Consider the following 14,686-nt stretch of genomic DNA (forward strand, 5'->3'; position numbering starts at 1 on the left):
ATTGTTGATTATCTTGGATCGGACGCGGTGGCCACGTTTCTACGGCGCGTAGAATCTGCTGGGTGCGACCAGAGGCGAGGCCGACTGAGAGACGGCGCACGGCAGTCCCGGGGAGGGGCGGCACCCGGTTCGCCGACCTCACCGGTGCCGCCCACGCCACCGGTGGTACGGGCGGCACGGGGCCCACCAGCCTTGCCGCTGCGATCAGCCTGGTTGTGACGCTTGGCCTCGCAGCGGCGCTCGTCCCGGCGCTCCTGCTCGGACTGGCCACCCCCGCATCGGCGCATTCACGTCTGGTCNCCNCCNCCCCGGTGGCGGACAGCNCTCTCNCCGCCCCGCCACATGAGATCATCCTGACATTCAACGAGCCGGTGTCCCCGCGCTACACGAACGTCGCCGTCACGGCGGCCGACGGCGCCGGCGTGACCGCCGGTGCCACCCGCGTCGAGGGCGGCACCGTCCACCAGGGCCTCACCGCTCTCCGCGACGGTCGCTACACGGTGGCCTATCGGGTCGTGTCCGAGGACGGTCATCCGGTCGGCGGCGAGTTCGCCTTCACCGTTGCCGGCAGCACGGCGTCCGCGGGCCAGGAGGGATCCCCGCCCCCGTCTCCGGTCACCACGACGCCGACCCCGGCAGCCACCGCGAGTCCGACCACGGGTGCCGCGCCGGCCCCGTCCGCGGCCGTCACGGCCGTCACGGCCGTCACGGCCGATACGGGACCCGCGGACGGCGGGGGCGGGAGCAGTGGCGGTGGCGGTGGCGGTGGCTGGATACTCCCTGTCGTGATCGCCGGTATCCTCACGCTCGGTGGCGGTACCTTGTTCGCCCTGCGGCGACGTCACTCCGGAGCGCGCTGACCCCATGGACACCCCCGCCGCCAGGAAAAACCCCGCCATAACGAACAACCCCACCACGCCCGCAGACCCCACCACGCCCACGGCTCCGGCCGCTCCTCCGCATGCCGCCGCTCTCACCAGGACCATCCCCGCCAGCCGCTCCCCCTCGGCTGGCGGACGGACGGCGGCGGTCGGACGGATGGCGCCCGTCGCCGTCGCGGCCGGATGCGTGGCACTGGCCCTGGTCGTCGGTTTCGGGCCAGGCCCCCTGCGGCTGCCCGGTCTGCCTTCGTCCGGCACGCTCACCTACTGGGCACTGCCGTTCGCCCATCTGGTCGGCAGGATCGCCGCCGTGGGGACGATCGGGTGGCTTCTCACGGCCGCCGTCCTTCTTCCGGCGAAACACGGTGCGGCCGGCAACGGGTCCCGGGTGGGCATCCTGTCGCCCACGGCCCGGCGGTGCGGCCGGTACGCGGCGAACGCCGCGGCTCTGTGGATGCTGGCCACCCTCGTGGAGCTGCTGTTCACCCTGTCCGAGATCTCCGCGCGCCCGGCCGGCGACGTCCTGGATGTCTCCTCGCTGCGCTCCTTCGTCTCCACCACCTCCCAGGGCCGGGCGCTACTCGTCGTGGCGGCCCTGGCTGCCGTCATCGCGGTGATCGGCCGTACAGTCACGACGACGACCGCGACCGGGGCCCTGCTCGCTGTCGCGGTCGCCGGCATCGTGCCGCCGATCCTGGTTGGCCACGCCGCTACGTCCGGCGATCATGCGATCGCCGTGGTGGCCCTCGGCGTGCACGTATTGGCGGCCACGGCATGGGTGGGTGGTCTACTCGGCCTGCTCACCGCGGTGCGGCTGCCGGCGAGCTTGTTCGGCCCGGCGCTGCGCCGGTACAGCCGGTTCGCGGCCGGGGCGGCGGCCGTCACGGCAATCAGCGGGATCGCCGGTGCGGCCCTGCGGCTCGGCGGCTTCACCCCGTTGTGGGACACCCGCTACGGCCTGCTGGTCCTGCTCAAGGCCGCGGGCCTGCTGGCCGCCGTCACGCTCGGTGGTCTGGTGCGCCGCCGGGTCGTCGCCGGGCTCACGGTGACGACGCCCACCGACCAGACCGGCACCACCGACCAGACCGGCACCACCGACCAGACCGGCACCGACAGGACTACCGCGGTCGCTCGTTTCCTGCGCATCGCCGGCGTGGAGCTCACCGTTCTCACGGCCACGGTCGGGTTGGCCGTCGGACTGTCACGCACGGCGCCGCCGGTGAACGACGCACTCGTTCCCGACGATCCGACCCAGACGCTGCTCGGATACCCGATGCCCCCACCGGTCACCGCCGCGCGGCTCGCCACCGACTGGCACATCGACTGGGTCTTCCTCGCCGGCGCGGTCACCGCCGCCCTGCTCTACCTCGCCGGCCTACGCCGGCTACGGGCACGCGGCGCCCACTGGCCGCTTGGGCGCACCATTGCCTGGCTCGCCGGCTTGCTCGTCGTCGTGGTCGCCACGTCAAGCGGACTCGGGCTGTACGGGCCGGTCCTGCTCAGCGTGCACATGAGCCAGCACATGCTGCTCAGCATGCTGGCCCCGCTCCCGCTGGTGCTCGGCGCGCCGGTGACTCTGGCGCNGCGGGCGATGCGGCCCGCGACGGCTCCGCACCGCACCGGACCACGCGAATGGCTGCTGAGGACGCTGCGGTCCTGGCCGGTACGCATCCTGACCCATCCGCTGCTCGTGACGGCGAACTTTGCCGGCAGCCTCTACGTGCTCTACCTCAGCTCGCTGCTNTCGACTCTCATGCACAACCATCTCGGCCACCTGTACATGAACGTGCACTTCCTGGCGGTCGGCGTGCTGTTCTTCGAGCTGCTGATCGGGACCGACCCGCTCCCCCGCCGGCTGCCGCATCCCGGCCGCGTCCTGATGCTGCTGGCGGTCGTCCCGTTCCACGCCTTCCTCGGCCTGACCATCATGAGCACGTCGGCCCTGCTCGGCTCGGGCTGGTACGACCGCCTGGTCCGGCCCTGGGGCGTCTCACCGCTCAGCGACCAGCGGACCGCCGGGGGCATCGCCTGGTCGTTCGGCGAGATTCCCACCTTCGTCGTGCTGATCGTGCTGGCCATCCAGTGGTCCCGGCTGGACGAGCGGCAGGCGCGGACCCGGGAGCGGCGCATCGCCGCCGCTGGTGACGTCGACGCCGAACTCGACGCGTACAACGCCTACCTCGCCCAGCTCGCCGCCGGCCCAGCCCGGCGCACGCCGTCCGCGGCCACCACCACCTCGACAGCCACCACCTCACGCACGACCTCGCCCACCCCCGGAGACGAGACCAACGCTGAGGCCGAAACCTCCGGATAAGCAGGCCGGGGAGAAACCCCGGCTACGGCGTCGGCCGCGGGCCGTCGGGACCGGATGCCGCGGCCCTCCCGCCCGGACGGACGACCGCCCCCGGACGGACGACCGCCGCGGACCGCGGGCCGTCGGCAGGCGCACCCTCGGCACGCACCGCGGGCAGGGTCCGCACGTTGCTCTGCGGAACCGACGGGCGGCGCGCCGTTTCCAGGTCCACCCGCGCGGCCACCGCCGTCAGTTGACGGCGGGTGATCACCCACACGAGTTCGAGCAGGACCGCCGCCGCCACGGCGATGCCGACCGCCGTCCACGGCCCGGTCGTCCCCACCAGGGAGAGCTGGAAGAACTCCTGGCCGGAGGGGATAGCCAGGACCAGCGCGAACGCGACCGCCATGGTCAGCACGAGCGCGATGCGCCACCAGGTGTACGGACGGGCGACGATCGCCAGTGCCCACAGCGCGACTCCGAACAGCGTCAGCGTCGCCATCGAGGTTTCGGCCTCCAGGTCATGACCATAGAAATGCGACCGGGCCAGCAGGTAGGACGTCATCGTCGCCGCGGCGGCGAGCAACCCGGTGGGAAGGGCGAAGCGCAGCACCCGACCGACGAAGTCCGGCTGCGCCCGCTCGGTGTTCGGTGCCAGCGCCAGGAAGAACGACGGGATGCCGATCGTCAGCGACCCGACAAGCGTGAGATGCCGAGGGAGGAACGGGTACGGCACCTGCGTGATCACAACCACGATCGCGAGCAGGACCGAGTAGACGGTCTTGGTCAGAAACAGGTTCGCGACCCGTTCGATGTTGCCGATGACCCTCCGTCCCTCGGAGACCACAGACGGCAACGTCGCGAAGCTGTTATTCAGCAGCACGATCTGGGCGACCGCGCGGGTCGCCTGACTGCCGGATCCCATCGACACGCCGATGTCGGCGTCCTTGAGCGCCAGGACGTCGTTGACGCCGTCGCCGGTCATCGCGACGATGTGCCCCCGCGACTGCAACGCCGCGACCATCTCCCGCTTCTGCTGCGGGCTGACCCGCCCGAAGATCGAGTGGCTCTCCAGGGCGTCGGCGAGCGCGGCCCGGTCGGTCGGCAGCGTGCGGGCGTCAACGGGATCGTCGGCGCCGGGCAGCCCCAGCGTGCGGGCGACCGCGCCGACCGACAGCGCGTTGTCCCCCGAGAGAATCTTGGCGGCGACGTTCTGCTCGGCGAAGTACCGCAGGGTATCCGGGGCATCCGCCCGCAGCCGCTGGGCGATGACCACGAGCGCCACCGGGACGACGCCGGCCGGCACCGTCGCCGGGTCCGCCAGCGCGTCCGCCAGCGACGCGCCGAACCGGGCGAGCAGCAGCACCCGCAGGCCCTGCGCCCCGTACTCGTCCACGGTGGCGAGCACCCGGTCACCGGCCGCCAGCAGCACGTCGGGCGCGCCGAGCAGCCAGGTTCCCTCGGTCCCGCCCACGGCGGCGAGGGTCGCGCCGCTCCACTTGCGCGCCGAGGAGAACGGCGCGTCCGCCCGCACCTGCCAGCCCGGCGGGGCGGGATAGGCATCGATGATCGCCTGCATGCTCGGATTCGGCCGGCTGTCGGCCGCGCCGAGGGCGCCGAGCACGCTCGGCACGAGGGTGCCCGGCGCTGCGGCCACGCCTGCCCCAACGGCGGCGCCGGTGCCCGGCTCGACGATCCGCAGCTCCACGACGTCCATCGCAGCCTCGGTGAGGGTGCCGGTCTTGTCCAGACAGACGACGTCGACGCGGGCCAGCCCCTCGATCGCGGGCAGTTCCTGCACCAGGCACTGCCGCCGGCCCAGCCGTACCACGCCGACCGCGAAGGCGACCGACGTAAGCAACACCAAGCCCTCCGGCACCATCGGCACGAGTCCGGCGACCATCCGGCGGATGGCCTCGGGCAGGTCGTCGTCGTTAACGACCACCTGGCTGACGATCAGCGCGATGCCGGCCGGAATAATCATCCAGGTGACGACCCTCAGAATGGTGCTGATGCCGCCCCGCAGCTCGGAGCGCACCAGGGTGAACCGGCTCGCCTCCTCGGCGAGCCGGGCCGCGTAGGCTTCGCGGCCAACCCGGGTCGCCCGGAACGCCCCCGACCCCGCGACGACGAAGCTGCCCGACATGACGATGTCACCGGGCTGCTTGTGCACCGGATCCGCCTCGCCGGTGAGCAGCGACTCGTCGACCTCCAGGTGATCGGCCGTCAGGACCAGACCATCGACGGGAATCTTGTCGCCGGCGCCGAGCTCAATCACGTCGTCCAGCACGATCTCGGCGGCGGGGAGCTCGCGGGTGACACCGTCACGCCGCACGACGGGCCGGGACTCCCCCACCACGGCGAGCCGGTCCAGGGTGCGCTTCGCCCGCAGCTCCTGGAACAGGCCGACCAGGGTGTTCACGATGATCACGCCGCCGAACAGGGCGTCCTGGAATGGACCGACGATGGCGACGAAGACCAGTAGAACACCGATGATCGCGTTGATCCGGGTGAGGACGTTCGCACGGATGATGTCGCGCAGCGAGCGACTGGAGCGGACCGGCACGTCGTTGACGCGGCCGTCCGCGAGGCGTTCGGCGACCTCGGCGGCGGTCAACCCAGCGGCGGATCGACCGATCGCGATGGGTCCGGACCCGGCCCCGGCGGCGGACGCGGAATCGCTGGGAGGCGCCGGGTTCCGGTCGTCGAGCCGTCCCGGAGACAGCCGCGCTCCCGCGGCCCCTCGCCGAACCATGGTGTCCCTCCACGCTCCGTCGCGGCCGCTGCCGGAGGCTTGGCAGCGGAATCGTTATCGGTTTCCCGACCGACCTCGGGCGGGTCTCGGACTCGTTTGGATATGTCCCGTAGATGCCTCCACCGTCTGCACACGCGGACCGCCGACCCTCACCGTAGTTGACGGCCGTAGGCGCGTGGGTCGCGCCTGGGGGCTCCCCGCCCGTTCAGCCCGGGGGGGCACCGGCGTCGGGGCTGAGGGCACCCCCGACCAGCAGGGAGAACAGCAGCAGCCCCAGCCCCACGCGATACAGCACGAAGGGCGCGAAACTGCGCGTCGAGATGTACCGCAGGAACCATGCGATCGCGGCGTAGCCGGTGACGAACGCCACGAATGTGGCGAGGATCGTCGGGCCCCAGGCGACGTCGGCATCCTTCCCACCGATGGAACGCAGCTCGAAGNCCCCGGACGCCAGCACCGCCGGCATCGCCAGCAGGAAGGAGTACCGGGCCGCAGCCTCGCGAGTATAGCCGAGAAGCAGGCCCCCGCTGATCGTCGCACCGGACCGGGAGACGCCGGGGATCAGCGCGGCAGACTGAGCGAGACCATAGAGGAGCCCGTCACGCACCGACAAGTCCTCAAGCACCTTGCGCGGGCGGAGCGGCGAATGACGACCCTGCGGCCGCCCCTTCGAGGCGTACCAGTCCGCGCCGCCCAGGATCAGGCCGAGCACGATCAGCGTCGTGGCAATCAGCCGCAGGTCGCGGAACGGACCCTCGATGGCGTCCTGCAGCGTCACCCCGAGCAGGCCGATCGGAAGGGTGCCGAGGATGACCAGCCAGCCCGTCCGGGCGTCGGGGTCCTTACGCATCTCCCGGCGGGTGAGCGAGCGCGCCCACGCCGCCACGATGCGGGCGATGTCCCTGCGGAAGTAGATCAGCACGGCGGTCTCGGTGCCGATCTGGGTCACGGCGGTGAACGCGGCGCCCGGGTCCTCCCAGCCGGCGAGCGCGGCAGCGATGCGCAGGTGGGCGCTGGACGAGACCGGGAGAAACTCGGTGAGCCCCTGAACGAGACCGAGGACCGTTCCCTCGAAGAAGTTCATCGACGCGCCGACCTGGCCCACGAGCCAGACGAGTCCGGTTCATCCGGTCCATCCGGTCCGTTCAGCCCGTCCGGCGAGGCCGCCGGGTCCGGAGGCCACGCCGAACGACGATTGGTCTGCCGGCTCCGCGCCCGGCCTGTTCGCGTCATCCACGCATACCCGACCACGGCTTCACCGTAGCGAAGGGTGAAATGCGGGCGGATGCTGGGTGACGGCGTCCCCGCCTTCTCCGATCCTCCGACCTGGTCCGATCGACCTGGTCCGATCGACCTGGTCCGATCGACCTGGTCCGATCGGGGTTCGGCCGGATCGGGCCGAGTCCACCCCGCAGCAGGCCCCCACATGGGCTGACCTGGCGGTTCGTCGGACAGTCACGGACCGCGACAAACGAGCGGGTTCACGCTCTGGCCATACAACCGAACGGAATCGCTCACTTTCTGTTCATCTGCGACCCGCACCGTGTCACCCGGAAGTACAGACCGCCCGCCTCGTGGCGGTCTGGCGCGCCCCGACCAGGGTCGGGGCGCGACACGGTACGCCTGGGAGGTTACACGATGAGTCACCTGCTCGCGAATGTGATCATTGAAGTGGTCGGAACGGCCGTGATCCTGCTTCTGACCGGTCTGGTGCGACGCTGGCTGGGCCAACCGGCCGCTCGCCCCGCCTGATCCGACCCAACCCGACCTGATCCAAACCGACCCAACCCGACCTGATCCGACCCGACCTGCCCCGCCGCCGGTCCGGCCCGTCCTGGACATCCGGGACCAGTGCCGGCCGGACGGACGACACGATCAGTCATGCGGCCTGGAGGTCCGGGACGCGGTTCTGGAGGGCTGCGTACCACCGTCCGGATTGTCCCGAAAATCGGGATCTCCCACGTGGGCGAACGGTAAGGCGACCGAATCACGGTAACAAGTCGGCGTCGCACCATACAGCCGTTTGAATTCTCGACAGAAGTGACTCGTGTCCGCAAAACCCCAACGGCTGGCGATCGCCTGAATGGAGCATGATCCCTCGATCAGGTCCCGGCGGGCTCGTGCGAGTCGCTGGGAGCGGACGACGGCACTGTAGCTGTTTCCTGTCGCGGCGAAGCTGCGCTGCAGCGTGCGGACAGACACACACTGCGCAGCGGCCGCCGCGGCGGCGCTGACGTCGCGGTGGCCAAGGTTTCGAGCTATCCAGCGTTCCACTGCGAGCCGCAGCGCTTCCCCAGTGATCGCACTCGTGAACGTGGCCTCGGGGCGCACCGCCGCGGCCACCAGCTCCAATGCCGCGTTGCGGGCCGCCGTTATGGTGGGGGCGGGAACCTCGTGCGGGAGGCCGGCAAGTGATGCGACATAGCTGCGCAACAACCTAATCGCGGGAGCGTTCACATCCACCACGAGGTCGGCTTCCAACCACGGGCTCTCCAAGACCTCTTCCAGCGCCACTCTCGGGATTACCAGGGTAATTTTGCGGAAGTGCTCGACAACTTCGAACCGCACCTTTTGCATGCTGTTCCAGATGACGAAGCTTCCTGGAGTGACAACAATCTTCTTGTCCTCGATGGCAAGCCGTTCAGTCCCAGCGGTAGCGAAGAATATCGCGATATTGTCCTCGCTGGTCCGGCTGATCAGATTTCGACTACGTTCACCCCTGCACGGATCACATGCGATATCCAGCAGCGCGATGTCATCGAACCAGCGACGCTCAATCGAGGCACGGTAGGGTAATCGCCCTGGAGGAACATCAGTGTGGAATGGCGTCACCGCGCTGCCCAGGATCTCCTCCCAGCGTCCAGGACGGTCGCGATGGGGTACATCGACGAGGTCGTACGTCTCGTAGATTCGCATGATGGCCTCCTACCGGGAACCTGGGCCGCCGCGCCCGCAAGCATAAGCAGTGGGAAGACGTGGGGGAAGCCCAGGTAAGTCGCGATAGCGGAATCCACGCTCGTGGTGTACGAATAGCGACCGGCTGGCGACTCGTCGAAGGCGAGGGTCGCACAAGGCTCACCAGGGTGGCCAGGGTGGCCGGTGGGACTCGCAAGGCTTACTGGTGGGACCAGCGTGATCACCGGCCCCACCAACCGACTGGCTACGAGAGGGCGAAGCTGGTCAGGTCAACCGGTATGATCCCGTGCTTCCTGCAGTACTCGTTGTATCGTTCGGCGAACGTATGGGCCTGCTCGATGCCTATGATCTCGTCGCTTGGGCCGAGGAAAGCAATAGCTCCTTCAACCGAGATGAACACCTCGATGCCCTCGTCAGGCTCCACAATGAACGTGTGCCTGCTGTTGGCGACCTCGTACACGAAGTCACCCGGCCCCGACACCCAGGCGTGCTCCGCGTACCGCCATTTCCCTCGAACGGTGTAGACAAGCACGCGGCCATAATGGTCGTGCACACCCAGCGAAGCTCCCCCCGGCGCCCGCAGAAGCATTTGCGTCTCGCTCTTGACCAGATCCACATGAAGGATCTTTAATTCCACCTCGTTCGTGTAAGGCGTGAACGGAACCCAGGGAAGATCATCGACTCCCGTGTACGTTGGAGCGAAATGTTGGAGGGGATTGACCAGTGTCGTCATCTGCATCTCCTCGGGTGGCTGTCGTCGATCCCTGCCTTCGGAATCGTCTGGATCCGGCGGGGAACAGNCGGCTAGGCGAGCGGTAGGGTTTGATTCTGGACCCACCAAAAGATCCGAGATAGAACAGCGGTGACAGATCCCTGAACATACGCGACAAGCGCGGGTGCCACGCGCGCCATCGGGGCGCGGACCGGGGTGCCGATGACACCGCCGGGCAGGATAATCCCCTGATGATGCGGATGTCCGACGACCGTGTGCGAGAACTCACCGCTGCGCTGGAACACGACGAGGGACTGGTGGATCCCACGATCAAGCGTGTCCGGCGCGAGATCCCGGCCTATGAGGTGGTCCCGACCGAGGCGCTGGTGACGAGCATCCACCGCAACGTCGTGCTGGCGTGCCGCACCCTGCGGGCGGGCGTCGTGCCGCCGAGCTCGGAGATCTGGCAGGCCGAGCGCACAACGCTGGAACGGCTCCGGCAGGGCGTGCCGATCGAGGACATCATGGGCGGCTTCCGCATCTGCATAGCGAGTATCCAGGACCGGCTGGTGGATCGCGCCCAGGAGTTCGGGGTCGACCACCCCGAGTCGCTCACCCTCACCTCGCTGCTGTGGAAGCTGAGTGACGTGTTCTCCGCTCGTGCGGCGAGCGCCTACCGTGAGTACGGCCTGTCGCATGCGGTGGCGGACCGAAGGCGCAGGGACGAATGGCTCGCCGGGCTGCTCGCCGGCACCCTGTCTCCGACGCAGATTGAGCAGGGGTGCATCCGCTACCACGTGCGGCGCGACACACGCCTGCGGGCGGTGTGCACTGCCACCCTGTCGGAAGCGGAGCTGGACCAGGCCCTCAACCTGATCAACCAGGGGTGCCGGCGCAGCAACATGGTCCTGCTCCTGGTGCCCTCCCAAGGCCGGCTCGTGGGGATCGTGTCGGGGCCGCCACCCGCGGTCCCGGGGCTGCTGGTCGCCGCCGGGCCCGAGGGGCCGCTGGGCCGGGTCGCGGCGTCCTTCTCGGTGGCCAACGACGTATTGGCCGCGGCCCGACTGCGCCACGACGAGGGCGTGCACACCCTCGAGAGCCTCGGCTGGCGGGTGGCCGTGCCGCGTGCGGCGGACGTGACCGCACTGATGCGGGCCCGCTACCTCCAGCCGCTCCGGGACACCNGTGCGTTCGGGGAGGAAGTCGTCGAGTCGCTCCGCTGCTACCTGGCCAATGGCCGTAACATCCCGCGGACCGCCGAGGCGCTGCATGTACACGTCAACACGCTGCGCTACCGACTAGCCCGGTTCGAGGAGCTGACCGGGCGGTCCCTGGACGACACCGACACCCTGGTGGAACTGTCCTGGGCCTTCCATGCGGAGACGGCAGCCCCGCCGGTTTCGTAGCCGCGTACGAAGCGAAGGGCGCCGCGTTGGCATCCCGCCCGTAGCCTTCGATGTGTCGCACGCCACATCCTGTTGGAAATTCGTACCCGTTACCGGGCCCATCAGAGCTCGACGTTCCGAGCTGGTGGTCTCGGCCCCGCCCAACAGGGGAGCAACCCATGACCGCTTCGATGACAGCAACAACCGGCCTCCGGGAGCGGACCAACCACTATCGGCAGCTCCTGGCCGCCTCCGTCGGCAACGCCGTCGAATGGTTCGACTGGTACATCTACTCGATGCTTGCGGTGTACTTCTCCACGCAGTTCTTCCCGGCCAGCCCGGGAGGCAGCCTGGTGCCGCTGATGTCGACCTTAGCGATCTTCGCCGTCGGATTCTTCGCCCGCCCGGTCGGAGCGCTGATCCTCGGGATTCTCGCCGACCGGATCGGCCGCCGCAGGACGCTCAGCACCACGATTATGGGCATGGGCCTGGGCAGTCTCATCATCGGGCTTGCCCCCACCTACAAGCAGGTCGGGGTCGCCGCCCCGGCACTGCTCCTGCTGGCCCGGCTGATCCAGGGTGCCTCCGCGGGGGGCGAGTATGCCGCGGGAAGCGCGTTTCTCATCGAGTCCGCGCCGGCTGGCCGTCGGGGACTGTACTCGAGCTTCTTCTACATCAGTGCGACCTCGGCCAACCTGGCGGCGATCGGGATCAGCGCCTTACTCGCCAGCACGCTGGACTCGCAGAACATGACCAGCTGGGGCTGGAGGATCCCCTTCCTGCTCGGCTCGGTCGCGGCCATGGTCGGCATGTGGATCCGGACGCACGCCAAGGAGACCCTCACCCAGACGGCGGACGAGCCGGCCGGTGCCCGTCGTGCCGACATGTTCGAGTTCCTCCGCCGGCACCCCAGGGAATCCCTCCAGGTGTTCGGGCTGACCGCGGCCCCGGCCCTGGTGTTCTATGTATGGACCGCCTATCTGCCGACGTACGCGAACATCACGGTGGGCTCCAACCTCAAGCACGGCCTGCTCTCCGGTGTCGTCGCGCTGACCATCTTCCTCGCCCTGCAGCCGGTCTTCGGAGCGATCTCGGACCGCGTCGGCAGGCGGCCGATGCTGCTCATCTTCGGCACCTTCTTCGTGGTCGGCACGGTTCCGATGCTGGCCCTACTGGACGGCTCGACCACCAGACTGCTCCTGGTTCAGATCATGGGGCTGGTGTTCCTCGCCTGCTGGTCGTGCATCTCGAGCGCGGTGGTCGCCGAGCTGTTCCCGGCGCGCCTGCGCAGCTCCGGTATCGGGTTCCCCTATGCGCTCTCCGTCGCCCTCTTCGGCGGCACCGGCCCCTACGTCGCCACCTACCTCGTGGACATCGGCCACGCCGCCTCCTTCGGCTGGTACGTCACCGCCGTCGCCCTGGTCAGCACCGTGGTCTTCAGCCGGCTCCCCGAGACCGCGCACCGGCCCCTGCACTGACCGACAGGAGACATCGCCCGCGAGTCCGAGCGTCCGAGCGTCCGAGCGTCCGGATCACGCTGGCAGGGAACGGTGGTGGCTTCCACCGCGGTGGCTTCCACCGCGGTGGAGGGGCTGTCGCATCCCTACAGCCGTCGAAGCGGCCAGAACGGTCACCGCCAGAACGGTCACCGTCAGGAGGCCGCCTGGCCGTCGGCCAGACCCGCGATGGCCGCGCTGACGGCGAGAATCCGGCGCGCGTTGTCGACGTGCAGGTTCTCGATCAGCCGGCCGTCGACGGTCGCCACTCCGCGGCCCTCGCGTAGCGCCTCCTCCCAGACCCGCACGATCTCCGCGGCCTGCGCGACCTGGGCCTCAGTGGGTGAGAACGTGCGGTTACACGTCTCGATCTGGTTGGGGTGGATAAGCGTCTTACCGTCGAAGCCCATCTCGCGGCCCTGGCGGCATTCCGCCGCGAAGCCGTCGGCGTCGCGGATGTCGTTGTAGACACCGTCGAGGATCACGGTTCCACTCGCGCGCGCGGCCAGCAGACACAGCCCCAGGCCGGTCAGCAGCGGGGCGCGGCCGGGCACGAATTCGGCACGCAGCTCGTTGGCCAGGTCGTTGGTGCCCATCACGAGGACGGTGAGCCGCGGCGACGCCTGGGCGATCTCCTGGGCGCGCAGGATGGCACCAGGTGTCTCCACCATCGCCCATATCATGGTGCGGTCCGGCGCGCCGGCCGCTTCGAGCCCTTTTTCGATCGCGTGGACGTCCGACGGCGACTCGACCTTCGGCACCACGACGGCGTCCGGGCCCACCCGTCCCGCGGCGCGCAGGTCGTCGGCATGCCAGGAGCTGCCGCGGGCGTTGACGCGAACCGTGACCTCCCGGTGGCCGTAGGCGGCATCGGCCACCGCCGCGCAGACCTGCTCCCGGGCGCGCTCCTTGGCGACGGGCGCCACCGCGTCCTCGAGGTCCAGGATGAGCGCGTCGGCCGGCAGATTCCTGGCCTTCTCCATGGCGCGCTCGTTGGCCCCGGGCATGTAGAGGACGGAACGCCGCGGACGGTACGCGGCGGGTGGGCGGCCCGCGGACGGGGAACCCGGGGAACCCGCGGCCGCGGTGCCGGTCATCGTGCCTCCGGCGCGGGTAGTCCGTAGGCCGCCGCGAGCTGCGCGTCCCGGGCGGCGAGGCGAGTGGCGAGAGTGAGGATGACCCGGCACTGCTTCACCGAGGCGTCGTCCTGCATCGTACCGTCCACCATCACGGCACCCGTTCCGTCGCCCATGGCCGCGACGACGCGCTTTGCCCACTCGACATCCGCGGGCTCGGGGCTGAAGACCTTCTTCGCGATGTCGATCTGAACGGGATGCAGTGACCACGCCCCGACACACCCGAGCAGGAACGCGTTGCGGAACTGGTCCTCGCAGGCGAGGACGTCGGCGATGTCACCGAACGGCCCGTAGTACGGCATGATCCCGTTCGCCGCGCAGGCGTCTACCATCCGGGCGAGCGTGTAGTGCCAGGGATCCTGCTGGAACGTGGCTCGGACAGCCGCCGGGTCGTCCGGCCGCGGATCCTGGCGTACCAGGTAGCCGGGGTGCCCNCCGCCGACACGGGTTGTCTTCATCCGCCGGTCCGCCGCCAGGTCCGCCGGGCCGAGGGACAGACCCTGCATGCGGGGACTTGCCGCGCAGATCTCCTCGACGTTCGCGACCCCTCGCGCGGTCTCCAGAATCGCGTGGACAAGCACCGGCCGGGACAGGCCGGCCTTCGCCTCCAACTGGGCGAGGAGGCGGTCCACATAGTGGATGTCCTCCGCCCCCTGGACCTTGGGCACCATCACCACGTCGAGATTCTCGCCGATGGCGGGCACGAGCGTGAGCAGGTCGTCGAGCCCCCAGGGTGAGTCGAGGCTGTTCAGGCGGATCCAGAACTGCGTCTCACCGAAGTCCGCGCCGTCGACGATCTTTATCAGGTTCTCCCTGGCAACGATCTTGTTGTCCGCTCGGACCCCGTCCTCGAGGTTCCCGAGCAGCACGTCGACCCGGGGGATGATCTGCGGCAGCTTCGCCGCCATCTTCTCGTTGCTCGGGTCGAAGAAGTGAATCATCCGGGANGGCCGCCACGGGATCTCGCGAGGCGGGGGTGGCGCCCCCACGGCGAGGGGAGCGAAGAAATCCTTGGCGCTGCGCATGTGAAATCTCCCGGGAAGGAACCCTGGCCGGTGCCGGGTGACCGGCTCCCGGCGACCAGCGCGACACTCAGCGTCGACGACGCCCGA

General features: G+C 69.5%; 10 protein-coding genes. 4 read left to right on the forward strand and 6 right to left on the reverse strand.

Annotated elements, in window-relative coordinates:
- Window positions 1-215 precede the first annotated feature (215 nt).
- Together CED_RS12515 and CED_RS12520 are read left to right on the forward strand one after the other, a co-directional pair.
- Window positions 216-860 carry a copper resistance CopC family protein gene (locus tag CED_RS12515; RefSeq protein ID WP_255361108.1) on the forward strand — a complete coding sequence of 215 codons (645 nt, stop codon included), beginning with the start codon at window positions 216-218 and terminating at the stop codon, window positions 858-860.
- Between the two features lie 4 nt (window positions 861-864).
- Entirely contained in the window at window positions 865-3,195 is a 2,331-nt protein-coding gene (locus CED_RS12520) for a cytochrome c oxidase assembly protein (RefSeq protein WP_369807831.1), read from the forward strand.
- 22 nt (window positions 3,196-3,217) lie between these two features.
- Here the strand turns inward: CED_RS12520 and CED_RS12525 are convergent, their stop codons facing one another.
- From CED_RS12525 to CED_RS12540, 4 genes are all read right to left on the reverse strand, one after another.
- Entirely contained in the window at window positions 3,218-5,929 is a 2,712-nt protein-coding gene (locus CED_RS12525; RefSeq protein WP_011437184.1) for an HAD-IC family P-type ATPase, read from the reverse strand.
- Window positions 5,930-6,134: 205 nt separating this feature from the next.
- The gene (locus CED_RS12530; RefSeq protein ID WP_035910795.1) at window positions 6,135-7,013 is read right to left on the reverse strand and encodes an undecaprenyl-diphosphate phosphatase; all 879 of its coding nucleotides are present in this window, start codon (window positions 7,011-7,013) and stop codon (window positions 6,135-6,137) included.
- A 791-nt stretch (window positions 7,014-7,804) separates the two neighbouring features.
- Window positions 7,805-8,845: an AraC family transcriptional regulator gene (locus CED_RS21540; protein WP_023840753.1), complete on the reverse strand. Its 1,041-nt coding sequence runs from the start codon at window positions 8,843-8,845 to the stop codon at window positions 7,805-7,807.
- Between the two features lie 244 nt (window positions 8,846-9,089).
- Window positions 9,090-9,578 carry a 2,4'-dihydroxyacetophenone dioxygenase family protein gene (locus tag CED_RS12540; protein ID WP_063613429.1) on the reverse strand — a complete coding sequence of 163 codons (489 nt, stop codon included), beginning with the start codon at window positions 9,576-9,578 and terminating at the stop codon, window positions 9,090-9,092.
- Window positions 9,579-9,817: 239 nt separating this feature from the next.
- Between CED_RS12540 and CED_RS12545 the strand changes: the two genes are divergently transcribed.
- Complete coding sequence (locus CED_RS12545; protein ID WP_035910744.1) at window positions 9,818-10,963, forward strand: CdaR family transcriptional regulator; 1,146 nt, start codon at window positions 9,818-9,820, stop codon at window positions 10,961-10,963.
- Between the two features lie 158 nt (window positions 10,964-11,121).
- Window positions 11,122-12,420 carry an MFS transporter gene (locus tag CED_RS12550; protein WP_011437190.1) on the forward strand — a complete coding sequence of 433 codons (1,299 nt, stop codon included), beginning with the start codon at window positions 11,122-11,124 and terminating at the stop codon, window positions 12,418-12,420.
- 173 nt (window positions 12,421-12,593) lie between these two features.
- Here the strand turns inward: CED_RS12550 and CED_RS12555 are convergent, their stop codons facing one another.
- The gene (locus CED_RS12555; protein ID WP_011437191.1) at window positions 12,594-13,535 is read right to left on the reverse strand and encodes a CoA ester lyase; all 942 of its coding nucleotides are present in this window, start codon (window positions 13,533-13,535) and stop codon (window positions 12,594-12,596) included.
- Window positions 13,532-14,599 carry a CoA ester lyase gene (locus tag CED_RS12560; protein WP_011437192.1) on the reverse strand — a complete coding sequence of 356 codons (1,068 nt, stop codon included), beginning with the start codon at window positions 14,597-14,599 and terminating at the stop codon, window positions 13,532-13,534. The genes CED_RS12555 and CED_RS12560 overlap by 4 nt, the downstream gene beginning before the upstream one ends.
- Between the last annotated feature and the right edge of the window lie 87 nt (window positions 14,600-14,686).

Origin of the sequence: Frankia sp. CeD (assembly GCF_000732115.1) — a bacterium.
Lineage (GTDB): Bacteria > Actinomycetota > Actinomycetes > Frankiales > Frankiaceae > Frankia > Frankia casuarinae.